Annotated in this window: 21 protein-coding genes and 1 tRNA gene; 7 read left to right on the forward strand and 15 right to left on the reverse strand. The window is 54.5% G+C overall.

All coding sequences use genetic code 11. The annotated features are described in order from the left end of the window. Positions 1-382: 382 nt before the first annotated feature. Positions 383-4,816 (reverse strand): calcium-binding protein, encoded by a 4,434-nt coding sequence (locus tag AC2FIP_RS04765; protein ID WP_496785357.1) that lies wholly within the window; start codon positions 4,814-4,816, stop codon positions 383-385. A 1,267-nt stretch (positions 4,817-6,083) separates the two neighbouring features. Here AC2FIP_RS04765 and AC2FIP_RS04770 point away from each other — a divergent pair. After that, positions 6,084-6,983, forward strand: a complete 900-nt coding sequence (locus tag AC2FIP_RS04770; RefSeq protein WP_496785359.1) for a haloalkane dehalogenase — start codon at positions 6,084-6,086, stop codon at positions 6,981-6,983. Positions 6,984-7,054: 71 nt separating this feature from the next. On the opposite strand, the gene AC2FIP_RS04775 is transcribed toward AC2FIP_RS04770, so the two are convergent. The 4 genes from AC2FIP_RS04775 to AC2FIP_RS04790 form a co-directional block, all read right to left on the reverse strand. Then, the gene (locus tag AC2FIP_RS04775) at positions 7,055-7,324 is read right to left on the reverse strand and encodes a DksA/TraR family C4-type zinc finger protein (RefSeq protein WP_496785360.1); all 270 of its coding nucleotides are present in this window, start codon (positions 7,322-7,324) and stop codon (positions 7,055-7,057) included. Between the two features lie 59 nt (positions 7,325-7,383). Beyond that, entirely contained in the window at positions 7,384-8,361 is a 978-nt protein-coding gene (locus tag AC2FIP_RS04780) for a Gfo/Idh/MocA family protein (protein ID WP_496785797.1), read from the reverse strand. 130 nt (positions 8,362-8,491) lie between these two features. Further along, a complete protein-coding gene (gene rpoH / locus AC2FIP_RS04785; protein WP_142634432.1) occupies positions 8,492-9,388 on the reverse strand; it encodes an RNA polymerase sigma factor RpoH in 897 nt (298 codons plus the stop codon). 145 nt (positions 9,389-9,533) lie between these two features. After that, positions 9,534-10,568, reverse strand: a complete 1,035-nt coding sequence (locus AC2FIP_RS04790) for an RluA family pseudouridine synthase (RefSeq protein ID WP_496785361.1) — start codon at positions 10,566-10,568, stop codon at positions 9,534-9,536. Between AC2FIP_RS04790 and AC2FIP_RS04795 the strand changes: the two genes are divergently transcribed. Continuing rightward, positions 10,567-10,869: a DUF6476 family protein gene (locus AC2FIP_RS04795; protein ID WP_142634436.1), complete on the forward strand. Its 303-nt coding sequence runs from the start codon at positions 10,567-10,569 to the stop codon at positions 10,867-10,869. The genes AC2FIP_RS04790 and AC2FIP_RS04795 overlap by 2 nt on opposite strands. A gap of 3 nt (positions 10,870-10,872) precedes the next feature. Here the strand turns inward: AC2FIP_RS04795 and AC2FIP_RS04800 are convergent, their stop codons facing one another. From AC2FIP_RS04800 to AC2FIP_RS04840, 9 genes are all read right to left on the reverse strand, one after another. Next, positions 10,873-11,856, reverse strand: coding sequence for a hypothetical protein (locus AC2FIP_RS04800; protein WP_496785362.1), 984 nt, complete (start codon positions 11,854-11,856; stop codon positions 10,873-10,875). A gap of 26 nt (positions 11,857-11,882) precedes the next feature. Next, positions 11,883-12,881 (reverse strand): glycosyltransferase family 2 protein, encoded by a 999-nt coding sequence (locus AC2FIP_RS04805; RefSeq protein WP_496690732.1) that lies wholly within the window; start codon positions 12,879-12,881, stop codon positions 11,883-11,885. An 88-nt stretch (positions 12,882-12,969) separates the two neighbouring features. After that, entirely contained in the window at positions 12,970-15,006 is a 2,037-nt protein-coding gene (locus tag AC2FIP_RS04810; protein ID WP_496785364.1) for a hypothetical protein, read from the reverse strand. Next, complete coding sequence (locus tag AC2FIP_RS04815) at positions 15,003-15,938, reverse strand: hypothetical protein (protein WP_271946477.1); 936 nt, start codon at positions 15,936-15,938, stop codon at positions 15,003-15,005. Before AC2FIP_RS04815 ends, AC2FIP_RS04810 begins: the two co-directional genes overlap by 4 nt. Positions 15,939-15,943: 5 nt before the next feature. Then, positions 15,944-16,927, reverse strand: coding sequence for a glycosyltransferase family 2 protein (locus tag AC2FIP_RS04820; protein WP_496709303.1), 984 nt, complete (start codon positions 16,925-16,927; stop codon positions 15,944-15,946). 266 nt (positions 16,928-17,193) lie between these two features. After that, complete coding sequence (locus AC2FIP_RS04825) at positions 17,194-17,976, reverse strand: dimethylarginine dimethylaminohydrolase family protein (protein ID WP_496785366.1); 783 nt, start codon at positions 17,974-17,976, stop codon at positions 17,194-17,196. Between the two features lie 18 nt (positions 17,977-17,994). Beyond that, positions 17,995-19,590 (reverse strand): 5-guanidino-2-oxopentanoate decarboxylase, encoded by a 1,596-nt coding sequence (locus AC2FIP_RS04830; RefSeq protein WP_496785367.1) that lies wholly within the window; start codon positions 19,588-19,590, stop codon positions 17,995-17,997. Beyond that, on the reverse strand, positions 19,587-20,774 hold the full coding sequence (locus AC2FIP_RS04835) for a pyridoxal phosphate-dependent aminotransferase (protein WP_496785368.1): 1,188 nt from the start codon (positions 20,772-20,774) through the stop codon (positions 19,587-19,589). The genes AC2FIP_RS04830 and AC2FIP_RS04835 overlap by 4 nt, the downstream gene beginning before the upstream one ends. Then, positions 20,771-21,421 carry a TetR/AcrR family transcriptional regulator gene (locus tag AC2FIP_RS04840; RefSeq protein ID WP_271946462.1) on the reverse strand — a complete coding sequence of 217 codons (651 nt, stop codon included), beginning with the start codon at positions 21,419-21,421 and terminating at the stop codon, positions 20,771-20,773. The genes AC2FIP_RS04835 and AC2FIP_RS04840 overlap by 4 nt, the downstream gene beginning before the upstream one ends. 96 nt (positions 21,422-21,517) lie before the next feature. On the opposite strand from AC2FIP_RS04840, the gene AC2FIP_RS04845 reads away from it, so the two are divergent. Genes AC2FIP_RS04845 through AC2FIP_RS04860 form a run of 4 tightly spaced genes read left to right on the forward strand, consistent with a single transcriptional unit; the run spans position 21,518 to position 24,630 of the window. Then, the gene (locus AC2FIP_RS04845) at positions 21,518-22,294 is read left to right on the forward strand and encodes an ABC transporter ATP-binding protein (RefSeq protein ID WP_142634458.1); all 777 of its coding nucleotides are present in this window, start codon (positions 21,518-21,520) and stop codon (positions 22,292-22,294) included. Between the two features lie 31 nt (positions 22,295-22,325). Continuing rightward, positions 22,326-23,099, forward strand: a complete 774-nt coding sequence (locus tag AC2FIP_RS04850; protein ID WP_496785370.1) for a transporter substrate-binding domain-containing protein — start codon at positions 22,326-22,328, stop codon at positions 23,097-23,099. Between the two features lie 47 nt (positions 23,100-23,146). Beyond that, positions 23,147-23,860, forward strand: coding sequence for an ABC transporter permease (locus AC2FIP_RS04855; RefSeq protein WP_496696079.1), 714 nt, complete (start codon positions 23,147-23,149; stop codon positions 23,858-23,860). Continuing rightward, on the forward strand, positions 23,860-24,630 hold the full coding sequence (locus tag AC2FIP_RS04860) for an ABC transporter permease (protein ID WP_496695073.1): 771 nt from the start codon (positions 23,860-23,862) through the stop codon (positions 24,628-24,630). Before AC2FIP_RS04855 ends, AC2FIP_RS04860 begins: the two co-directional genes overlap by 1 nt. A 160-nt stretch (positions 24,631-24,790) precedes the next feature. Here the strand turns inward: AC2FIP_RS04860 and AC2FIP_RS04865 are convergent. Then, positions 24,791-24,877: transfer RNA gene (locus tag AC2FIP_RS04865), tRNA-Leu, on the reverse strand. A 142-nt stretch (positions 24,878-25,019) separates the two neighbouring features. Between AC2FIP_RS04865 and AC2FIP_RS04870 the strand changes: the two genes are divergently transcribed. After that, complete coding sequence (locus AC2FIP_RS04870; protein WP_496695071.1) at positions 25,020-25,679, forward strand: DsbA family oxidoreductase; 660 nt, start codon at positions 25,020-25,022, stop codon at positions 25,677-25,679. Positions 25,680-25,701: the final 22 nt, after the last annotated feature.

Here is a 25,701-nt window from a genome sequence, read left to right on the forward strand (position 1 = left end):
GACCTTCACCCCATAGTCTCCATGCTGCGGCGCGGCCCGTCGAACCTGCCGTTCGCTACGAGCGCAAAATCAAAGGCTGACTGAACTTACGCTGGGCGGGACTTAGCCGCCGTTGCCCTTCCAGATGTTTGTTGACGCAGCATCCGCTCGCAGGTGCGGCACAGTCATCGCTGCGTTGCAGCCGATGTCGCCAAACCGGCCATTGAAAACCAGTCCGGGCGCGAAATACAAATCACTCTTTCACCGCAACCAGAGCCGACTATCGAGGAGCGGACATCGCTGACGCCTGCAGCGCAAATTTGACTGTCAGGTTTTGTGAAGTTGGTTTTCCTTTAGTCCTAGAGCAGCCCGCATATTGTTGAGGGCTGGTCATGTTTTTAACTCAAACGAACTGAAAATCGGCTTCCGAGATCAGCGTGGAACTCATACCCGCCAAGGTGATTGCACCCAGACCCGCTAGATCAATAACCGCACCGTCTGTATTGTCAGTGATCGCGAGATCCGCATAAGTCAACCCTGAGCCCTCCAAACGCAAAATGTCCAGTCCGTCCTCGAAATCAGTAACCCGGTCATCGCCTTCGCCTGTTTTGAACACAAATTCATCTTGTCCGAGACCGCCGGTCAATGTGTCATCACCAAGTCCGCCAACAAGCGTGTCAGCGAAATTTGTCCCGACAAGCACGTCATCGCCGCTGCTCGCGGTGTCATTAATCGCACGATAACGGATGCCCAGTTGGTCAAGAGAACCATCTGAGAACAGAATGTTCTCAATGTTTGTCTTTATTTGCCCAATGTCATAGTAGTTCTGATAGTCCAGCTTAATCTTACCGTCCGGAGTGTCTATCAGCGTGTACCGGCTATCCTTGGAAATTGTCACCTGATCCGCGCTGTATTTGGAAAGATCAAGTGTGTCATTTCCCCTATTCTGCTGGCCTGTGATCAAGTCATCACCAGAGTGATAAATGATCGTGTCATCACCGTAGCTCAAGTGGAATGTATCGTTACCGGCACCATCGGTTAGAACATCGTCGAAACGGGTCCCTGTGACGACATCGTCACCGTCGGTCGACTGATCGGCCATCGCCTTGTTCAGAATGGCAGCCTCGTCCAGCTCGCTGTCAGAGAACACCACCTTGTCGATGTTGAGGTGCACACTTCCCAATTCGCGTGAGAACTGACTGTCGACTTTGATCGTGCCATCCGGCGTCGTGATGACCAGATTGCTGCCATCAGAGGCAAACCGAACCTCATCCGTTAGGTACTTGCTTAAATCCAGCGTATCAAAGCCCTCATTTCGGTTGGTGATCCGGTCATCGCCCGAGTGATAGATGATCGTGTCGTTACCATGACTGGCGTAGAACGTATCGTTCCCCGCTCCATCCTGGAACACGTCATCTTGGTTGGTCCCTTTGACAATATCGTCACCGTCGGTCGACTGGTCTGTCATTGCCTTGTTCAGAATGGTGGCTTCGTCCAGCTCGCTGTCAGAGAACACCACCTTGTCGATGTTGAGGTGCACACTTCCCAATTCGCGTGAGAACTGACTGTCGACTTTGATCGTGCCATCCGGCGTCGTGATGACCAGACTGCTGCCATCAGAGGCAAACCGAACCTCATCCGTTAGGTACTTGCTTAAATCCAGCGTATCGAAACCATCATTTCGGTTGGTGATCCGGTCATCGCCCGAGTGATAGACAATCGTGTCATCGCCATGGCTCGCGTAGAACGTATCGTTACCCGCTCCGTCGACAATCGTCTCGCCATATTTGGTTCCAACAATCGTGTCGTCACCATCTGTCGATCGATCTGACAGTGCGCGATCTCGGATGCCGATTTCATCCAGTGTGCCATCGGAGAACATGATGGTTTCAATATTCGTCCCGTCCGCACCGATGTCATGATAGTGCTGATACGTCAGGGTGATCGTTCCGTCAGGAGTCTCGATGAGTACAGAGTCACCGCTGCTGGAGAAGCTGACCTGATCAGATAAATACTTGCTCAGATCAAGCGTGTCCTGACCCCGGTTCGAATGGTGGCCATGAATGACGTCATCACCCGAATTGTAAATGATCGTGTCGTCGCCATATCCAGCCTTAAGTACGTCGTTCCCCGAACCGCCAATAAGCTTATCATTTCCACCCCCGCCATCAATCACATCGTTGCCAGCCCCACCCGCAAGAACCTCTGCCTCATTGGTTCCGGTGAGGGTTTCGTCTGCATCAGTTCCGAGTATTTGTGCCGCCGCTGCGGCTTGCCATTCAACAAGAGAAACGTTGAGCAACGTTATTGATTCATCATTGCCATAAGTGACGACGACGTCGCTGTTTTGCTGCGCAATCGAAACGCCTGCTGGAGGTAAACTGGGATTTAATGCAGCGCCCGAGATTGTAATCACACTTGATGTGGGCTGAAACCCTGTGAAGTACTTGTTGCCGCTTCCAGGCTCGACGTTGATTTCCGTTTGATCTCCAATGTTCTCCGGGCCAGAGGGTGTTTGTGGGTCATCCAGCGTAATGGTAATTGAGCCATTCGATGAAACGGAATTTCCGTCAAAACTCCCGCCGTGCACAAACCAAGTACCCAAATCTGCCGCGTTGGAAATCGTTCCAACCTCATGAAGGAAAGACGTGTAATCGTCGAATTTCGCAACTCCGGCACCATCTTGTAGATAAACGTCAAAGAAGTCGGTGGAGGACACACCGGCCGCCGCATATACGATCCATGATAGAAAATAGTAATCGTTAATGTCTGGATCTCCGGATGATTTTAATCCGGACGCGAAATCACGAGTACTTTTGTTTACCCAATCCTCGAAATTGTAGACTTCACCGTCTAAGTACTCGTCCCCGTTTTCATCTATGAAGACTTGCAGGGTTACGTCGCTAACACGGATTGCGTTTGTTTGCACCGAAGCCGTTGCCTGACCCTGAATTCCCAAAAAGTCGACAATCATATCCTCGACGCCTCCAGGCGAGGGCGACTGCGAGCTTCCTACGTCGGCTTGGAAGGAATAGGTCCATACAAGCTCCGCGCCGGTTGAAGGCGCGAAAGCATAAACGTCTTCAGTGTGCGTATCCACATCAATCACGCGACCATCAACAGCGACGGTATCAGTGCTGTCCGGATTCAGGAGGACAACGTCAATTTCGTCCCAGTTGAAACCTGGCCCGAGACCGAAATCATCAAGCGTCATAGTTTGGAAATTGTCTTCGGTAAGGTTGGTTACATCAACGACCAAGATCCCTGCTTGGTCACTTGGGCTTTCTGAGGTCAGTTGAATCTTGTCAGCACCTTCGCCGCCCCAGACAATAGCGGTACCAGTAGACCCGATGTCTATGTTGAATGCATCGTCAAGATCACCACCAGCCAAAAATGAAACGTCATTGGCGTTGGCGGTAAACTCGTCGACACCAACGCCACCAATGGCAACTTCGATACTGGAACTCTCGAGGTTCAGAGTGACACCGTCAGTTCCCTCAACGATGGCGGTATCGCGCCCTTCGCCGCCGTCAACCACAGTATCTTCGGCGTCGAAGTAAAGGATGTCATTCCCACCTTCGCCACGAAGTTCGTCAGCACCAGCCCCGCCTTTGAGAATATTATTCTGGTCATTGCCTTTGATGGTGTCGTTGAAATCTGAACCGATAGCATTCTCGATATTGTCAAAAACTATCTGAGCATTTGTCGAATGCGTGGCACCACCAGAAGCGCCGGTCACATAACCAAAGTCCTCATCTGTTCCTAGCGAAATTTTGACACCAGTTCCTTCAGTAGCAGAAAGATCAATAGTATCTCCCACAGTCTCACTTGATCCATCGTTCCCATCAAACTGAAGTGGATCGGATGGCGACAGTGAAACAAGTGTTCCCTGAAACTTGAAGACGTCATCAAACTTTGTGCCAGAAACGAACTCGATAGAATTGAGACTGTCAATGCCCCCAAGGCCGTCAACAACGACACCTGATTTTGCAGCACCCATTGTCGCCACGATGCCGAGAACTCTGTCATCAACTGAGAGATCGTGAACCTGCGCATATTCCGCAATATCAAAATCATCTCCACCATCTAGGACATCGTCGCCGCGGCCACCGATGAGCACATCGTCTCCATCTCCGGCAAAATACTGATCATCTCCGTTTCCAGCCGAAAAGCTGTCGTCTCCATCTCCAGTACGAAGAAAATCATCACTTTCAGTACCTTGGAGGTCGGTAATAGAGTAAACTAGTTCTTGACCGGTAACGCCATAACCATCCGTCAATACGTTTCGACCAACACCTGGAATTTTGCTCCAAAAGTTGGGATCGGTCAGCAATGATGGAGCTAAATTAGGGCCGAAGATATCAATTAGTAGCGCTAGGGTGACGCCTACCGCGTCAGGTCCTGTTACATCATTTGGGGTTGCATCCGCGAGATGATCGTTGACATCTATGCCAACCATCCAAAGCAAGGTATTGGCATACGAGTTGCTGTTTTGACCGAGACCGTAGAGGAAATCCGGATTGTCGAGTACAAACTTCTGATGGATCGACAACAATAGTTTCCAAACTTCATCTGGGTCGCGATCACCCACATCGATTTCAACAATTTCATATTTATCACCCCGTTCATCAGTCCCTGTCGTATTGTCTTGCTCAAGATGAATACGGTCCTCAGGAAAAGCGAATGTTATATTCTCTCCTTCAGCCCATTCCGCGAGAGTGTAAGGTGCTTGAACTTCAATTTCTTGAGTTCCATGAACGAGTTGTAAATGACCCCAGTGAAACCCACCTGGCCCAGTCGATTCGATGTAGTTGACGGCCAACTGAAGTATTGCCATTGAATGCACCTTTTATTTCATTTGGTGGAAGCTAGAACTGACGCTCCAACTAATTCTTTTTCTTCAGAAAAGCTTAGTATAACCTCGTACCGAACAACTGTTTCAAATCCAGTCAGAGTACTAATTATGGAGGGTGATTGGTCCCGATATTGCTCTACAGTCCAATATCCAGTGATCTTCTCAACTGGTTCATTCCTTCGGTAAGATACGAAGTCTTCGCTTCGAGTACGATATGGACCTATAACTTCGAAGCCATGATACCTCAGCCAATTTGATGTTTTCTCTTGATCACCTAAGCTTTGGGCCACCCGAAACACACAAACAGCGGCCCCGCGCCCCGTACCGACCACGCCCCAATCAAACTTGAGTAGATTAGGCTTTTCCCTATTTTGCTCTTCTTCTACTAGGCAACTCTGAACATCCGGATATGCATGAATTGCCTTTCGAAACTGGCCCCATCGAGCTTGTTCAGAGTCCATAACATATCCGAGGAACATGTATGGCTCGTCTGACTGAGTGGATAGGTGATCATATTCAATCGTACAGCTATCGTCTGCACGGCAGTATTCCCAAACATCATCAGGGGCACCTTCCGACAGAGCAGCAAACCCGCTGCACGCCCACAGGAGTGATGATGTGAAACCCAGAATTACAGTTTGAAGCTTTGACATTGCCTAGCTCGCACACCTTAAAGCTGTGCGTCCTTTAGTTGATTCACGTTAAGGGCAGGTTTTAGACTCGTACTAGTCAGGATTACCTTACCCTGAATTTTCATCGAGGCTGGTTTCGGGTCTAGACGGCTTTGTTGATGGCATGGATGCCTCCTCCTGACGGCATTCATGCCATCAGCAGAGCCAGTTTGGGCTCAGGCCTCAGTTTCACCGCCTGCAGCGCGAACCTTGGCTCCTGAATTGCGAACGACCGCGCATTGATCGAGACAACGCAAGATCAAAGGCTAGTCCGATTTAAAGATGGCGGTTCCGTTCGGTCAACACCTAGGGCTCTGCTGCACGGGCATTCGGCGGCTCTGAGCCCATACTGTGAATCTGATTTTCATGCTGCGCGCTCGCAGCGCGCCGATCCGCTGCACTGCCGAATTTCTCTCGCGTCATGGCAGAGGAGAATGCAGCCATTCCGGAAGGCCGAAGCAAGTCTGAAACCTCGAATTCACAGGTCACGGACAAACCAGAAATCCACTTTGGGTGGGTTGCGACACTGCATCTCGACTTGCATGATTACCCGAATGCAATTGTGAGAATGATCAATCATGGATGTCCTGAGAACACCGGATGAGAGGTTTCACGCTCTGCCCGGCTACAATTCCGACCCAAACTACGTCGAAGACCTCGAAGGCTACGAAGGTCTTCGCGTGCACTACGTGGATCAAGGCCCGGGTAACGCACCGCGAACATTCCTGTGTTTGCCGGGTCAGCCAACTTGGGCCTATCTTTATCGACGGATGATACCAGTATTTACGCAATCTGGTGCGCGTGTCGTCGTGCCGGACTGGTTGGGGTTCGGTAGATCCGACAAACCCGCCAGTGACGCGTTGTACAGCTTCGATTTTCATCGCGATAGGATGATCGCCCTTGTAGTAAAACTGGACCTGAAAAACACCACGCTGGTGGTACAAGACTGGGGCGGCATTCTGGGATTGACCCTGCCAATGGATCTTCAGGATCGGTTTTCCCGTTTAATCGTTATGAATACGGCACTGCCGACCGGAGAGAGCCTTGGGGACGGTTTCTTAAGCTGGAAAGACTATGTGGCCAGCCGACCGAACCTAGATTGCGGCGCGTTGATGCAGCGGGCTTGTCCACACTTGAGTGAGGCCGAGGCGCTTGCGTTTGAAGCCCCGTTCCCAGATCAACGGTACAAAGCTGGTGTCCGCCGGTTCCCCCAAATGGTGATGATTGAGCCGGGTATGGCCGGTATTGAAACAGCAAAGCGCGCCCAAAAATTTTGGCAAACAGAATGGGCTGGGGAGAGCTTCATGGCAATCGGAGCGAAAGACCCAGTTTTGGGCGTACCTGTGATGAGCAAGCTGCACAAAGTCATCAGAGGTTGCCCTGAGCCATTGGTTTTAGAAGAGGCTGGGCATTTCGTACAGGAATGGGGCGATCAGGTCGCAAGTGCAGCACTGAAGCATTTTGGCGACGCTCTATGAATTGAAGCAGAAGAACCGGCCGCAACGTAGCGCTTAAGGTCCGCCTCGGGCTCAAAGCAGACTAAATAAGCTCACCTCAACTGACTGTCCTTCGACCCGCGCCGGTTGATACCGCCGCGCTTTTTGTGCGCCCCGTCACGTTCTTGCTGGCACTCGAGGCACAGTTTCACGCCAGGCAGTGCTGTGCGGCGCTTTTCGGGGATTGGTTCTTCGCATTCGGCACAATGGGTCAGGCTTTCGCCTACGGGCCGTTTCTGGGCCTGCATTCGGGCCAGCTCATCCGAAATGGATGCCTCGATCTGTTCGCTTACTGCTCCGTCGCGCGCCCAGCCACCTGCCATCGGGATGCCTCCTGTAAAGGTGTTAGCCGATTTTGCAGCGGTTCAAGAAGCGTGGCAAGTCATGGCAGCGCCATTGCATTCTCCAGCACACGGTCAATCACTTCCTGCGTGCCGCGTGAAAACTCCAGCGGGCACGGATATTCGGCACCCTCACGGACCGACCGACAAAAAGCTTCGACCTGCAGCTTATAGTGATCGTCTGCGGGGAAACGTGTGACCTGTATTTCCAGGCCGGGGCGGTGCAATTCGACACGCGCCTCTCCGAACACACGCGGATTGAACGGCGCAGTCAGCCGGATCATGCCGCGGTCGCCATGAAACACCATCTCTTGATGCGGATGCATTCGGATCGAGACATAGCTGGAATAGGTGAAATCCGGGAACTGAGCGCGAATCTCGGTAAAAGCGTCGACCCCATCCTCCCACCGGATGGCGGATTCGACCTGAATCGGCTCCTGCCCGGTGACAAAGCGCGCGCTGCCAATCACATAGACGCCAATATCACGCAGCCCACCTCCGCCGGTCTCAGCCCGGTTGCGAATGTTTGCCGTATCTGCCCGGCTGTCAAAGCTGAACGCACCCGTCACATGGGCCAATTTCCCGATCGCCTTGTCGGCGATCAGCTTGCGTACAAACTTCCATTGAGGGTGTTGGACGATCATATAAGCCTCGGCCGCCAACAATCCGGTCTCATCCCGTTTGTTGATCAATGGGGCAAATTCGGACACGGTCATAGCCATCGGCTTTTCACACAGCACATGTTTACCGGCGTCCAGTGCCTTAAGGCTCCATTCGACATGCAAATGGTTGGGCAGCGGGATGTAAACGGCCTCAATCTGTGGGTCGTTCAGCAACGCATCATAACTGTCATAAACCGTCAAATCCGGGCAAACGGCCTGAAACGGTTCGGCTTTGGCGGGATCGGACGTCGCAAGGCCTGCCAGACGCGCACCCTCAGCTGCGTGGATTGCAGGGGCCATATATTGCCGCGCGAATTTCGCAGCTCCCAATACGCCCCAATTCACCGGATTCTGCATCATTGACACCCCCTATGGCTTTGATCCGGTCTGTTGTAATCGCCCTCAGTCCGAGTGTCATTAGCGCTAACACAAATAGAAAACCCGGCACGACCAATGTCGCACCGGGCCCGTTCAATTAACGAAGAGGTCAGGCTGTGGCCAGCATCCCCTTTTCTCGGGCAAGCTCTCGCATCTTCTTCTGAAGTTTCTCAAAAGCGCGGACTTCAATCTGGCGAATGCGTTCGCGACTGACATTGTACTGCGTACTCAGCTCTTCCAGTGTGACGGCCTGATCCATCAGGCGGCGTTGGGTCAGAATGTCTTTTTCCCGGTCATTCAAAACTTCAAGAGCAGCCGCCAACAGCTCGCGGCGGGCGTCGAGCTCATCGCGGGCCTCATAGTCGCCCGCCTGATCGGCATCCTCGTCCTCAAGCCAGTCCTGCCATTGCATGGTGCCTTCACCCTCGGACCCGACGGTCGCATTCAGAGAGGCGTCGCCACCGGACATCCGGCGGTTCATGCTGATCACTTCTGCTTCGGTCACACCAAGGTCATTTGCGATCCGGGCCACGTTTTCCGGACGCAGGTCGCCTTCTTCCAGCGCACCGATGCGTGCCTTAGCTTTGCGCAAGTTGAAAAACAGCTTTTTCTGCGCCGAGGTTGTACCCAGTTTGACCAAAGACCATGACCGCAGAATGTATTCCTGAATCGAGGCGCGAATCCACCACATGGCATAGGTCGCCAGCCGGAACCCTTTTTCCGGGTCAAACCGTTTCACGGCCTGCATAAGACCGACATTGGCCTCGGAGATCACTTCGGCCTGTGGAAGCCCATAACCGCGATAACCCATAGCGATCTTGGCCGCCAACCGTAGGTGGGAGGTCACCATTTTATGTGCAGCTTCAGTATCTTGCTTCTCAACCCAGCTTTTGGCCAGCATGTATTCTTCTTCTGGCTCCAGCAGGGGAAACTTCCGAATTTCCTGCATATAGCGGTTCAGCCCGCCTTCCGGCGTCGGCGCGGGGAGATTTGCGTAATTGGCCATGTTTCTTGTCCCTCCGACAAATGTTTAAGTCGTTAACATGGATATGGGAGGTCGTCCCGATCCGTTCAAGAGGTACCGTTAACAGTTTGAAATTAACGTTTGATAAAGGAAACCTAAGAAAACGTTATTCACGTAACTTTGCTTATTATGTCAGCGGTGTGCGCAGCTGTTCAATCAGATTTTCCATATCATCCGGCAACACAGCCTCGAAGCGAAGGTTTTCACCCGATATCGGGTGCTCAAAACCCAAAACCGCAGCATGAAGCGCCTGACGAGGAAAGTCTCGTACGGCCTCTGCGGCAGCCGCGCTAAAGGCTTTGGCTGCGAGTTTCCGCTTGCCACCATAAACCGGATCACCGACCAGACCATGACCGGCATGGGTCATGTGAACCCGAATCTGATGTGTGCGGCCCGTTTCCAGCCAGCATTCGATCAGAGCCAGCCCCTGCGGCGCCCCAAACGTTTCGACCAGGCGGGCGCGCGTGACAGCGTGGCGACCACCGTGAAACAGCACGGCCTGACGTTGCCGGTCTGTTTTGTGACGGGCCAGCTGAGTCGTGACCCGCATGATATTTCCGGGTTCAAAACTGACACCTTTGACACCGCGCAACCGGGGATCATTGGCATCCGGGACACCGTAACAAATGGCGCGATAATAGCGTTCGACACTATGCGCCTCGAACTGCGCGGCAAGCCCGTGATGGGCCGCGTCGGATTTGGCCACCACCAGCAACCCGCTGGTTTCCTTGTCGATACGGTGCACAATGCCGGGGCGTTTGACCCCGCCCACACCGGACAGGTCATCACCGCAGTGATGCAACAACGCATTAACCAATGTCCCGTTCGGAGAACCCGGCGCAGGATGCACAACCATACCCGCCGGTTTATTGATCACGATCAGGTCGGCATCCTCGAACACGACCTCCAGCGGGATGTCTTCGGGGCCGATATGGCTGTCTTCGGCCTCGGCCACAGTGATCGCCACCACTGCGCCTTCGGCCACCTTGGCCTTGGGGTCGCGGGTGGCGGTTCCGTTGATCATCACGGCCCCCTCTTCGATTAACTTCCCCAATCGGGTCCGCGACAGGCTTTCCCCCGCTGGCACATCGCGGGAAAGCGCCTTATCAAGGCGGGGCGGCGGATCGGCCGCGATTTGAAACTCAATCTGGCGAGTGCCCATGACTGTCCCTTCCGAACCCCAAGAACCGCAGGAAACGCCGCAGCTTCGCCTGCTGCGGAGAATGGTCATGCTGCTGACCGCGGTGATGATTGGCGGGGTTCTAGTGACATTCGCACTGATTGTCATCCGGCTATCGGACCGGACCCCTACCCTGCCCGATCAGGTTGAGTTGCCCGATGGCGCAAAAGCACAGGCGGTCACCATTGGAAACAACTGGTTTGCGGTTGTGACTGATGACAATCGCATCCTGATCTTTGACAAAACCACTGGCCGGCAGCGCCAGGAAATTACCGTCGAATGAGGTCTAACCCTCTAGCGCCATGCGAAACACGATCTCGGATGCCTGGCGCAGCGCCTGATATTCCGCGGCTGTGTCCCGGCGAAACGACTGATCATGCATGCTCAACCTGACAGGGGCAAAAAGCTGCGTCCGGTCGGGAAAGAACTCTTGATGAAAACTCACATCTTCATTTGCCATAAACGAGTCCAGCCAGGTGCGTTCTTCCGGTTCAAGCACATCATTCTTACGCATCATCACGGGATCATCGACAGACCGACGTCGCAACTGGCGACTTTTCTTGCGTCCCATAGCCCTAGTGACCACACCAAACGCCTCACACGCGGCTCTTGAATGCGAAGGATTGGACGATGTTTCGGTCTTGCTGCCCAAGGGCAGTTGGACGCCGATGCGATCCAGAAAATCATCGACAATGTTGCCATTGGCCATTTCAGAGCGCTCATACAGCATAGGCACCAACGAGACGCCCGGAAAAGCTGACCTTATCCGAGCCGCAGCACTGGCAAAGCTGAAACGCTCAGGATGCGCACGTATCTCGTCCAGCTGGGTACGAATATATTCAGAGCCGCCCCCGGCAAGCCTGCCGTTCTTTGCCCTTTGTTTATAATCGGCTTCGAAAAAGTCAGAATATCTACGGCAGTAGAAAGCAATCCTCATCTCACGCGCGGGGATCTCGGCGAAAATCTCGGCCAGTTTGTGCAGATCGACTGAATACAACATCTCAGACGATACCAAGCATGCCTTATCCTCATGCTCAGCATATTCCCGTGCCATCGCTTCGCGCAGGGCGGTGACCGGCTGATCGGTTTGGTTCATGTGGAAGGCAATCAGGTTATGACTGCTGGCCAGACGCCCCTGCCCCTCGGTTCGCCTGCGGCCCGTTTCCATATAGTGTAATCCGGCCCCAGCCATCACTTGACCGTTTTTGCGAACAAACCCCTGTAACGCGGTCGACCCAGTCTTGGGCATTCCTATGTGTAGCCAGAGCATGAAACGTTCCTATTCGCCAAGCGACCTCAGGTCTCGGCCTTGGCTGAGAACCCGGCGGTCATCTGACGCATGAGGTCTTGCATCTCGGGTTGTTCGCGCAACTGGGCAACCTGTTGGCGATGCAGATCGCAGGTCATATGGTGCAGGCGGGCCGTCTCAGCGTCTGACAGCATTTCGTAATACAAAGCCCGTTTCCGATCGAGGATTGTGTCGATCGAGGTCTCAGTTTCGGCGTTTTGGTTCATCATGTTCCAATATTCCATCCCAAGGCTTTCCCCCAGATGATGGGCCCGACCACGCATTTTCTTGACCAGATAGCTTTCACAGGATTTCAGAGCATAGTGATTGATCTGAACATGCTCGTACCCAACGGAGTCCCGCGCCGATCGCCAACTGGCAGTAAAATACCTTTCGGGCATCGGTTGCCCGGATCCGTTGTACCAATGGCATTCTTCCATCGTTTCAACGGTCGGCCTTTTCGGTCGATGGACACCGAGCGCATCCCATACGCCGCGTTGGAACATGGTCTTAAAGCCCCAAGCTTGCGGCGGTCGAAAAATACGCTCAGGTGCAGCTTGGCGAAACTGATCCGACAGGAAACGGTCCTCGTACCGAACAATTCCGGCGTTTCCGAATAGACGCCAAGTCATTGAAATCGTTTTTGCATCCGGCATGGCACCCGTCAGCGCACGCAATGTATGGTCGCCGGTTCTGACGTTAATATGTTCATCCGCGTCGATAACGATCACCCAATCCTGTGGACGGGCCACTTCCATTTTCAGAAAGGCGTTATAGGCGCGTTTTTGCGGGCTGGTCTGACGTCTCGAGTTGTTGTCGACATGCGTGACAATGCCAAGGTCATGCAATCGCTGCAGCAAGGCATCTGTACCATCGGTACAGTCATTGGTCATGACCACAATCTGGTCCACACCAATGGCACGATTATGGGCGATCCATTCAAGAACGAATGGTCCTTCGTTCTTCATAGGGGTAACGCTGATATATCGAGGATCCTGTTCGGCCATACCTGACTGCCCTGCTTGTTTTCATTGCCCCGGTGGTATCGGAGATTTGTTTAAGATTTTGACCGCAAACTACCGGTATTCAAGCCGGTCACCAAGAGAAATCCGTCAATTTTCCACCTGCACGTTTCAGCTGATTGGAATATCGTTTAAGGGTTGGGCACAGCGCGTGGGCCTTGGAAAGATGAACGCGCGCATTCTGCTTTTCACCTCGTTGCAGATATATCCTGCCGGCCTCGCCTTGAATCGCCGCTGTATTGTCATCCAGTTCCGCAGCCTGAATAATTTGGTTTTGCCCCTGTTCTTCGGCCCCGTTCCTTTCAAGGTATTGCCCCATCGCAAAGACCAGAAATGGGTTGCCCGGATCACAGGCCAACGCATCTGCCATGGCCAGCCTTCCGTTTGCAAAATCTCCATCTTTCTCATACAGTTCGGCCAGTCGCTTTAAGTATAACGGGTTATCCGGAAGGCGCTTGGCCACTTTCCGCGCAATATCCAAAGACTGCGCCAAAGATGTATCTCCCAAATGCAAACGCAGCAAAGATTGCACCCCTTCAAAGCGCGGGTCTTCGCGGGAAATGCGAACATCCTCGGGCAACTGAGTTGAGCTTTCTAGCCCGTCAGCCAAAGTCTGCAAGCGGGATCGGTTGGAGGTTAGACGGCGCGCCCTTTGATCTACGGACAGACTAGCCCAATCCAATAGGATCAGGTCGAAATTACAGGGCGGGCGACCCAGTACCTTCCTCTGCGCAACGTGCGCATTGTAGTTGAACCAAGGCCTCCGAACAGCCTTCTGCATCACCCAATCCATTGGCGGCATTGCGCGCTGCGCAATCTGTTCACGATACAAAAGGCGAGAGCCAAATATGATGACATCCGGGCGCATTGGTTTTGTCCAAAACGCCCTGCTGAACACCTGCGCAGCCTTCCAGCGTTTCTTCTGCCCTCCAAATATCGCGGCTTGAAGTGCAGTTACGACAGCAAAATCTTCGGGCCAGATATGCGGGTTTTCGAAGGCTGCTTCAGTCATCTCTAACGCTTCGGCCCAACGATTCAGATAAAAGTAATTCAACGCCTGAAGAAGTGGAAGGAATGCATTATCCGAACCTGCATCCATCAACGGCTGCACCAGTTCCAATGCCTCTTCGGCCCGATCTCCCGCGCCCAAACCATGAAGATAAAACGAAGCCTTGGCATAGATATGAGCGGCTTCTGAGAGATTCAGAAATTCTTCTGGACCGCGGTGCAGGCGTGCGATCACTTGTTCGTTGGCGCGTTTGACTTCATCTTCGTTCAAAACATCGCGAAAAACTTTTCCCTGCTGCCCTGAAATTCGCGCCGCTGCCATGGAAAAGGCGGAAACGTACGGCGCTATCAACTGATCCGCGCGCGACATGGTATAGAGCTCCAGAAAGTCTCGTTGTGCACGGGTCAGACTGGAAAGATCCGCGATATCTGACATTTGCATAAGGTGCGGAAACTGCACTTGGAATCGGGCCACAAGCTCGGGCTGATCTGAAAACATGATCGCGGCACACCCTGCGTTTTTTCCAAGATGCGCCGCATACAGTTCTTCCGGTTCGATCTTTGCCGGCCAGGTCGTATGCTTCCACGGCAGGCCATTCAGGATGTCGCCACGGCGAATGTGATAGGCCGACACCCCCTTGCCACTTAGTTTGACATCTGCCTTTTCCATGATCGTCCGGATTTCATCCGTGAACCCGATCCGATGGATGAACTCTCGGTACCGGGGACGGATCTGCTCGATATCTTCCCATTGAAAGGCCAGAACCTCAAAGCCTTCCTCGACGACAACAGAGCGGCCGGAATTCAGATGGGATATCAGCCGATCCGGTGTCGCATCGCCCTGAAACGACCATATCGGCAAGGCATCCTCGCCTAGAGCATCAAAGGATTCGGTGCTCAGGAAATGCTCATCCATCCACTCTTGTGAGAACAATTCTTGCGGCTGGTCCAGCTCTGGCGCATCCGCACCTTTGGGAAACCAGTTGACCCGATAGTTGGTGTCAAAATCCTCGGCCAACCGGATGCAGGTCAGCATCATCAGCAACCGGGCACCCATCCTGTCTTTGCGCTGTCCGATAAAGACTCCCTTTTCGGGCTTCATGAGGCTGCTTCGGCCAAGGCTGCGCGCCGCAGCCGTCGGAACCTCTGCCTTGCTTGCGCAACAAGCTGTGGGTGACGTTCGCCGCCAATCGCCTCGATCCCGCGCATATACAAAGGCAGTCGCCGCCGTGCCCGCATCATCCGGTAATAGGCCTGGGGTTCCAGTGTGCCGTCCATCGCCTCGAGCATAACCGGCTTCAGTATATCCAATTTGCGCAGCATCGGGGCCGCGAAATGGTTTGAAAACCATGTCTTCAGCAGCACGACATTATCGCCTTTCAATCGTGTCACCTGTTGGCGATCAAGATCAAAAAAGGGATCATAGAAAACGTAGGCTTTCCCCACATTCTCAACGGTTTGTGCGGCATCGCTAAAGGGAAGATCCCAGTCTTGCACCTGCCCGAACCGATACCGGGTCTCCCACGGGACCAGCCGTTCATCCAGCGTTGTCTGCGGATTGAAAGCGATGACATTGGCACCGGGAACAAGGGCCGAGAATGTCAGCGCCCCAAACCCGCCCATCGAAGCGCCTGCAAACACAACCTGATCAAACTGTGCAAAAAAACCCTGATCCGCTTGGGTCTGAAAATACGAGATGATCTCGGGATCGCGGTACCAGGCTTTGGTCCGCGCAAATATCCCCATATGGGACCAGCCTTCGTCACGGAAGAACTTCCAGCCCCAGGGTTCGCGGGAAAAAGACAGGTCGTTGGCATTGGCAATGTTGTCAAAGCTGACCACAAGCCGGGACGCAGACCTTTGGTGAAACAAAACCGAGTGTCTGTTCAGCTTTTGCAGAAACCCGGTCCCGTCCCCACCTGGATACAGCTCGACAAACCAAGGGGGCGCAGGGTCTGTCAGAATCCGTTCATACCCCGTCTTACGATCGGGGTGATCAGGCTTGAGCTGCTCTTTTGAAAGGTCTTCTGCCATGGTGATCAGACCAGATTTTCCGCAAGCCAGAGGCGGAAATCCACCCAGTCAGGCCGCAACTTGATCTCTGATATCTTGGCGCGATGCCAGTCACATGCCTTCGCGTGCAGGCGGCCGAGTTCTTCATCGGCTTTCAGTTCGGCCAGCAATGGGGCCGCGCGATGCGCTGCTGGCAGTATCGAGTGATCTGTTTCTTTGTTGGCATTCATGTCCTGCCAATAGGCTTGCCCTTGGTCTACGCGGATATGATTGGTCCGGCCCCGATCCCTTTTGACCAGAAACCCATCCAAAGACCGGACGGAATAGTGATGAATCCGCCCCAGAGAATGATCAAATTTCCGCCATGCGCGCCACCCGACCTTCTCGGACGGAAACAGCCTGCCACCGGCATCGGACCACGCGATTTCGCTTTCTTTCCCTTCTTCGACCCCTTTCGGGCGATGCGGGCCGAACCGCGTAAATTTTCCGTTGTTACGAAACAGGGTTTTCAGACCATAGGCCCGGCCGGAATGATACGGGAATTCCTGATCCCCCATCGAAAAGGACTCGGTCACAGGTTTGTCTTCAAAGCTGATATTCCCCGAACTACCAAACAATTTCCACGCGAATGAGATCGCATCCACCGGCTTTCCGGCCCGCTGTTCGGTTTCTGCGATCAGCGCCGCAAAGCTGTTGTCACCGCAGCGGATGTTCCAGAATTCATCAACATCCAGACACATCAGCCAGTCGGCCTCTTTCACTTTGGGCTGACGCCGCGCGCGCCGTAGCATCTGATGCTGCGGGTTTCCCCCTTCTTTGACCTCGTTCGGGACATGTGTGGCAAGACCCAATTCCTGCAGCCTGCGGGCAATGGCATCCGTGCCGTCTTCACAGCTATTGGTGAAGATCACAAAGTGATCGACTCCCAGTGTTTTGTGGAATGCGACCCATTCCAGCATATAGGGGCCTTCGTTCTTCATCGTCGTGAATACGGTGAGCGCCTGAGACATGTATTTCCTGCCATAACTTCTTTGCCCAAGTCATACACAACCCGGCAAGCACGGGCGAGATGGGATTTGGGTGCAAAAGAAATACTGCGCGAAACTGGTGCAAAGCTACACCCACTGGATAGGGATCATACTATTTCGAATGAGTATCCAAGTGGTTGAGGCGGCTAACCTTAATCACGCCAAAATGCGCCTACTCTTTCTTTGGCTGCAGCAGGACGCATTTGGCTGGTTCAAGGTTAGTCGGTTCTGAATCGTCGTGAATCAGGTCAGAATCTCAGCGACAGACATGACATTCCGCCATCCAGTTTGGCGCATTCCACATTGTCGATTTCGACCACATCATAACCGTTCTGGCGCAACATCTCGGTGGTATGCGGGAAGCCAGCCGGAGCCAGGACAAATTGGTTGAACCGGATCGAGTTTGCAGCGGCTTCTTCGCCTTCTGCCACATGCAGAACCCGATATCCTTCGAAGCAGCCGGATGCGTCCAGCCGTTTCGTGGACAGGATGGTTTCCCCATCCAGCAACGAACAATCCGTTTTGAAGTGCAGCACACCCGGTGGTGTAAAAACCTCGCGTACGGTGTGACCCCAGTCGGAAACGATTTCGGTCAGCTCTGCGACACCGGCCGCATCGGTCCGATCTGACCGGCCAACCAAAATTTCGCGACCCGTTACCAGAATGTCCCCGCCTTCAATATGGCCGGGCCCAGCGATCTGCCGAACCTCGTCATAAACGCCGCGGATTGTCGGCTCCATCTCGGCCACCTCACCCATGCGGCTGGGTGCACCGGGGCGCATCATCACCGCACCCTGAGGAAGACACAGTGTGGTATCTTCGACAAAGACGGCATCCGGATACGTCTCAAGGGAAGCCAGTTCGATAACCTCTGCTCCGGTTTTCTTGAGGGTTTCGACATAATGCACATGAGATGCAAGCATTCGGTCTAGGTCCGGCGCACCGATATCTTCGGCACGCAGACCATCGGTGATGGTCGCTGCTGGGCGACGAGTGATCGCACGAGAGAATTCATAGGTCGGGTCAGTCATTTTCGGTCTCACTTTTCATCAAGAGTGTGATTGGTTGGGCGCGCGGATTTCAACAAGCCGCGGGCCATCTTGGGATTGTGCAGACGACAAAGCTTGGGCCACGTCCAACGGGTCGGGGCCAGTGCGCCAGAACGGCATGCCGCACGACCGGGCGACGCTTTCAAAATCCGGTGGGGTCGGATCGCATCCCAGCACAGTCACACCGACCGCCTGCATTGATGTGGCGATTTCCTGATAACCGTGGTTGTTCCAGATCACGAAGGTGATCGGCAGTTTTTCATCAACGGCGCACATCAGCTCAGGAAGGCTGAACTGCGCCCCGCCGTCGCCTGCGATACAAATGACCGGAGCGTCAGAGTCCGCCAATGCAGCGCCGATCGCGGCGGGTATGCCATATCCAAGCGATCCAAACCCGGTCGCGGCGTTGAACCACCCGCCAGGCCGATCATGATCGTAGTACAGGTTTCCTGCATAGATCGGATAAGCAGAATCGCCCACCATGATCGCGTTAGGGACTGCATCGCGCATGGCGTTCAGCACATCCAGTAACGCCTGCATTTCCGGCCCGATTTCTTCGACCGCGTTCTGCCGCGAAGTAGCCGCGCGCGCGGCACCGTTTGCCGACTTGGGCGATGCGGCAAACCGATCCACAAGTTCGGCCGCTGCCATTGCCGCATCACCAACAATGGCGATGTCCGCCGCGTGGCGCTTCAGCTGATCGGGGCATAGGTCCACACGGATCAGGGATGGCATTTCAGCCATCGTGCCGGTGGCGTACATATCGTAGTCCGTCTGGCCCAGCTCAGTCCCCAAAGCCAGAACCACGTCGGCCTGTTCGATCAAAGCACGCACTGAATTCAGGCTTGGGCTTGCTGGTACACTCAACGGGTGATCGTACATCAACCCGCGCGCATTCACGGTTTGAACAACCGGCGCATCCAGCGCTTCGGCCAGCTGCCGGATCGACCTGCCCACACTGCGCGCACCGCCGCCGACCAGAATGACCGGCGCTTTTGCCGACCCCAGTAGCTTGGCAGCACGGTCAAGAAGCGCCGGATCAAGAGACTTATCGACGGGACCTTTCGCAGCATCGGTCGGACCAGCAAACTCGTCCCCCGCAACGTCTAGGGGGATTTCGATATGTGTTGGCCCCGGGCGACCGGATTGAAACATGGCGAAAGCGCGGTCCAACGCGGCTGCTAGTTCAACTGACTTTTCAACTCGGTCCGATGACAGAGCGACTGTTCGCGCCATCGCTCGTTGATCCGGTAACTCATGCAAGTGACCAAGCCCTTTGCCAAGACTGGACAACGTGTTGACCCCAGACACAACCAGCATCGGAACGCTGTCTGCCCGAGCCTGCCCCATCGCCGTGAGTGTATTGGTCAGACCGGGGCCGGTAATCACAAAGGCAACGCCGGGCTTGCCGGATACCCTGGCATAACCATCAGCCATGAACCCTGCCCCCTGCTCGTGTCGTGGGGTGACATGGCGAATGCCCGATGCGGCCAGCCCGCGGTACAGTTCGACCGTATGCACGCCGGGGATGCCAAACACGGTATCCACATCGCGCCTGACCAGTTGATCAACCAGCGCCTCACCAATGCTCGTCATGCGTTTTCCAGTTGCAGTTGGGTCGCGTGGGCAACGATCCGGTCACAGGCTTCGGTAAAGATCGCGTCGTCCACCGTCAGCGCGATACGGACCCAGTTATCAACCGTGTCACCGAAAGACGGCCCCGGCATCACCGCGACTTTGCCATGTTCGAGCAGATGAAAGGCGTACTCGTTTCCATTCATCCCGGTGGCCGAGACATCAATCATCGCAAACATACCTGCCTGTGGAAGATGCACACGCAGATGTGTCTCGTTCGGCAGCCTGTCGTTCAGCATCCGGGCGCGGCGGGCGTACCGTTGTGCCATGCCTTCGGCCACGGATGATCCGTTGCGAATAGCCGTCTCGGTCATGTCGGCGATGAAGGGCTGATTTCCAAACAGCATGGTTTCCGACAGCGACAAAAGGCGCGCGGTAAACTCCTCGGGGCCAATGCACCAACCGCTGCGGAATCCGGGGGCGGCATGGGATTTTGATATCGACGAGACGACGATTACCCGATCCGCCAACTCGGACCGCGACAGGGGTGAGGTAAACACAGATCCGTCAAAGATCAGTTCTTCATAAACCTCATCAGAAATGATCCATAGATCATGCTCGATAGCCAGCTTGCCGATTGCGTCTATGTCTTCGCGTGTCAGGATCGACCCGGTAGGATTATGCGGTGTGGTTAACAAAAGCGCAGTGGTCTTCGCGGTAATCCTGTCCGCGATATCATCCGCAGAAATACAAAAACCGTTTTCCGGCCGCAATGGAACCGGCACAATATCCGCACCGCTTGCGCGTACCACACCTTGATAGGTTGCATACATTGGATCGCCCACCAGCACCTCACAACCCGCCTCGGCCACGCCCATCAGGACGGTAAAAAGCGAGGTCTGGGTGCCTGGAAAACACAACACTTGATTATCCGTGATCGTGCGCCCGGATCTGGCCGAATAACGGTCGGCCAGTGCAGAGCGCAGTCCAGCCTCACCACGCCCATTGGAGTAGTTGGTACGCCCGGCGCGCAAAGCGTCCACAGCGCTTTCCACCAGTTCGGTAGGCGTTGGCACATCCGGCTCGCCAATGGTCAATTCGATGATATCCTGCCCCTGCTCGACACGTTCCTTGGCCTTGAGATAAACTTCCCATTTGGCGCCACCCAGGCCGGCAAGGCGTTCGGTAATCGCTGTTTTCTTCATGTCTGCCTCTGCTCAAGATCCGTCAATTCAACACCGATAATTGCCCCAACCGAAGCAAGCCCAATCTCGGGCAGCTCATCCGGCTCAAAGGCGTATGGCAGGGCGCCGCCTTCCATCCACAAGCCGTCGACCACGGCGTTGCATGCGATAGCCAACCTGCGCAGTTCCGCCGGGCTGGCTGGTATGCCTACCTCGTTCAGCGCATCTGCAATGAGTGATTCCAAGCGGTCACGAAAATCCCGATATGTCTGTTCGTGGATCGCTTGCATTTTGTCGTCCGCCAGAACTTTGTTCAAAAAGCCCGCCCATAGGGACACTGACCCCGGATCGACCACCGGATGGGTCAGCCCGGTTGTTACAAACGTCGCCAGCCGCAATCTGGCTGTGCTATAATCTCCGTCTGCAGGGGCCGACGTCATATCCGTCAGTCGCCGCATATGAAAGTCATAAGCTGCTGTAATTAAATCTTCTTTCGAAGAAAAATAGTGCCGGATCAGACCCTGAGTTACACTGGCCCGCTCGGCAATCGCCCGAACGGTCGCACCTTGCAAACCTTGCTCGGCGATCAAAGACAGCGTGGCCTGGATCAACGCCTCTTTGCGCTGCTCCGCGGGTTCTCGCTTGAATTTTGTTGCGTGATCCGACATCTATCTTTCCAGAAATTACAATTATACAGTTGCATAATTGTAGGGATTTGCTAAAGCTGCAAGTAAAAAAACGGTTGAGAGGGATGAAACTGCAAAATGAACGCTGACCCAGAAACCACGCCGGATGAAGCCATTCGGGTCACTGACTTGCACAAGTCTTTTGGCTCGCTCGAAGTTCTCAAAGGCGTTTCACTTACTGCCCATCAGGGTGATGTCGTCGCCATCATCGGAGGCAGTGGTTCGGGGAAATCCACGTTCCTTCGCTGTATCAATTTCCTTGAAACGCCCAGTTCCGGAGAAATCGTCGTAAACGGCGAGCCGATTGAGATGCGCCCGGATGGCACGCCTAAGGACCGGCGTCAGCTGGAACGCATCCGCACCCGACTGGCAATGGTGTTTCAGGCCTTCAACCTTTGGACCCACCGCACGTTGCTGGAAAATGTCATCGAGGTGCCCGTTCACGTGCTGAAAGTGCCGCGAGACGAGGCGATCAAGCGCGCACACCAGTTGCTGGAGCGCGTCGGGCTTGGCGACAAGGCGGATACCTTCCCTTCCTTTCTGTCAGGCGGTCAGCAACAGCGCGCTGCGATTGCGCGTGCTCTTGCCGTTGATCCCAGCGTAATGTTGTTTGACGAGCCAACCAGCGCGTTAGATCCTGAACTTGTTGGTGAAGTGCTGACCGTAATTCGCGATCTGGCGGCCGAGGGCCGAACCATGTTGCTGGTCACGCATGAGATGAAGTTTGCGCGCGAGGTTGCGACCCATGTTGTGTATCTTTTCGAAGGAAAGATCGAGGAACAGGGGCCACCCGACGAACTTTTCGACAATCCGAAATCCGCAAGGCTGCAACAATTCCTAAAATCAGTCGGCTGAACAAACAAAATATCAAACAGGGAGAATATCAATGAAAAACAAAAAGCTAATCGTGGCCGCCATGGCTGCCGCTGTGCTTTCTGCCGGAACGGCAAGCGCAGATGAAGTCAAGATCGGGATCGCCGCCGAGCCTTATCCGCCGTTCGCATCGCTGGATGCCTCTGGCAAATGGGTCGGCTGGGAGGTCGAGGTTATTGATGCGGTCTGTGCCGCGGCCCAGCTTGAGTGTGTGATCACTCCGGTTGCGTGGGACGGGATCATCCCATCACTGACCGGTCAGCAGATTGATGCCCTGATGGCGTCGATGTCGATCACCGAAGAGCGCATGAAAACGATCGATTTCAGCGATCCTTACTACAACACTCCGGCCGTTATCGTCGCCGACAAGTCGATGGACATTGAACCGACACCAGAATCTCTGGCCGGTAAGATCATCGGCATTCAGGCGTCCACGATCCATCAGGCCTATGCCAATGAGCATTTCAAAGATGCCGCAGAAATCCGGGTGTACCAGACGCAGGACGAGGCAAATCAGGATCTGTTCGCCGGTCGTATCGACGCGACCCAGGCCGACAGCATCGCCATGGCAGATTTTGTCTCTTCTGACACTGGTGCCTGTTGTGAAATCAAAGGGGCGGTCGAGAATGACGTTGCCATCCTGGGCCGTGGCGTCGGCGCGGGTGTCCGCAAAGGTGACGATGCGCTGCGTGAAAAGCTGAATGCGGGTATCGCGGCAATTCTTGCCGATGGCACGCATGACGAAATCACCTCGCGCTATTTCACAACCAGCATCTATAGCGAGTAAGGTTCGCCGTGGAAGCTATCCTCGAAAGCCTGGGTTTGGCCCAAAGCATGGAGTTGCTTGCCCTTAGTCCCCCGGGATGGGGCGGCAACCTTCTGCGTGGCCTCGCAAACTCGTTGCAGATCGCTTTTGGAGCGTTCGGGTTCGGGTTGATCATCGGGCTTTTCGGGGCCTATGGAAAACTATATGGCGGGCCGGTTACGCGTGACCTGCTCGGCATATATACGACAGTGATGCGCGCCGTGCCTGAGCTGGTGCTAATCCTTATCCTGTATTACGTCGGTACAGACCTGATCAACCAGGCATCGCAGGCAATGGGATATGGCCGAGTCGAAATCAGCGGCGTTGTCGCCGGTATATGGGTTTTGGGCATTGTTCAGGGCGCCTATGCGACCGAGGTCCTCAGGGGGGCGATTCAAGCGGTTCCTACTGGTCAGATCGAAGCCGCCCGTGCCTATGGCATGCCCTCTCTTTTGCTCATGCGGCGGGTGACAATTCCCGCGATGATGTCTTTTGCCACGCCTGGATTGGCCAATCTGTGGCTCATTGCAACTAAAGATACGGCCCTGCTGGCCATTGTCGGCTTTAGCGAATTGACGCTGGAGACCCGTCAGGCTGCGGCCAGCACCCGCGCCTATTTCACCTTCTTCCTTGCTGCAGGTGCCTTGTACTTGATCGTCACGCTTTGTTCCGGTGTCGTGTTCGCGCGTATCGAGAAATGGGCCCGTCGTGGGCAGCCTTCGTTGAAGGGAGGAAGCCGATAATGGACTGGCGAGCACTCATGCAGCCGCATCGGATCGTGCTGATGGCACTTTTTGCTGCTTTCGTTATCTGGTGCGCCGTCTCACTGCGCTGGGATTGGATTCCAACCTATGCCCCGCTGGCGCTTGAAGGTCTGTGGAGGACCATTTGGCTGTTGGCCGTCACCTGTGTGCTTGGGTTCTTGCTCGCCGTTCCACTGGGTCTCGCTCAGGCGATTGGTCCCTGGTACCTTTCGGCACCGGCAAAAGTGTTCTGCACCGTCATTCGCGGCACCCCAATTCTTCTGCAAATCTGGCTGTTGTACTATGGGCTTGGATCGCTTTTCCCTCAGATTCCATGGATACGCGGCAGCGAGCTGTGGCCCTATCTGCGACAGGCTTGGCCCTATGCGGTTCTGGCCCTGACCCTGTCTTACGCGGGCTACGAGGGCGAAATCATGCGCGGCGCCTTTGCCAGCGTTAAGAAGGGTCAGCTCGAAGCGGCGCAATCCTTTGGCATGCCTCGGTTCACCATGTTCCGCCGGATCTGGCTGCCTCAGGCCATTCGCAGCGTGCTGCCGACGCTAGGCGGTGAGACGATCCTGCAGCTGAAAGCAACCCCGCTGGTGGCGACGATCACAGTGGTCGAGATCTACGCCGTGTCGTCCAGAATTCGGGCGGACACCTTCGTGGTCTATGAACCGCTGCTGCTGTTGGCACTGATCTATCTGATCATTGCAGGCTTCATCACGCTGATATTCCGGCGAATTGAATTGCAGGTCCCTGCCCGGTAAGTCGACGCCGAATAGTTCCACAACCTGAATTCTAAGATCGGACAGTTATCCAGCTACCTGTCCTTGTCAGCTGTCTACTTGTGGGCGGCTTTCGCATCGTTGATTGAAGGCGCCCAGAGCGTCGCGAATTTCGGCCTAAAAAGAATGAAGTCCAATCACTTGGTGCGGTCGAGAAGACTCGAACTTCCACGGGTGTTACCCCACAGCGACCTCAACGCTGCGCGTCTACCAATTCCGCCACGACCGCACTGTTAGTGACTTGGTAGTGGGGCGTATAGACCTTGATGATCAAGATGTGAAGAGGCAAAAATCACGTTGGTTTGAATTCCCATTCGGCGCTCTTATCTTTAACAGGTTGTCGTCCAAATGACCCCGTCAGGAGCCCCGCCATGACCTCGCCCGACCCTCGCCCCATCGTTCAGATCGACATAGTCTCGGATGTGGTTTGCCCCTGGTGCATTGTTGGATTCCGGCAGTTGGATCTGGCGCTCAAACAGCAAAATATTCTGGCAAAGCTGCGCTGGCATCCGTTCGAATTGAACCCAAACATGGCGCCCGAGGGTCAGAACCTGCGTGAGCACATTGCCGAGAAATACGGCTCCTCGACGGAACAAAGCCAAGCGATGCGGGATCGATTGACGCAAATCGGGGCTGACTTGGGCTTTACCTTCGCCTTTGATGAAGAAAGTCGCATCGTAAACACATTTGCTGCACATCAGCTTCTTGACTGGGCCGAGGCTCAGGGTCGCCAGCATCCACTGAAATTGGCCTTGTTCGAGGCCTATTTCACCAAGCAAATGGACGTTTCGAATATTGAAGTTCTGCTTGAGGCCGCGGAAACTGCCGGTCTGGATCGGAATGCTGCGCGCAGGGTGCTTGAATCAGGTGCTCATGCCGCGCCGGTTCGAGAGAAACAGCAATACTGGACCAGTCGTGGTATTTCCGGCGTTCCCGCAATGGTGTTTGGCGGAAAGTACTTGCTGACTGGGGCGCAGGGAGCGGACAGCTATACACAGGTCCTGCAGCGCTGTTTGACCGAAGCAGCCTAGGTCTTTCCATCCATGCATCCAG

Source organism: Ruegeria sp. CDSB114 (assembly GCF_059611025.1).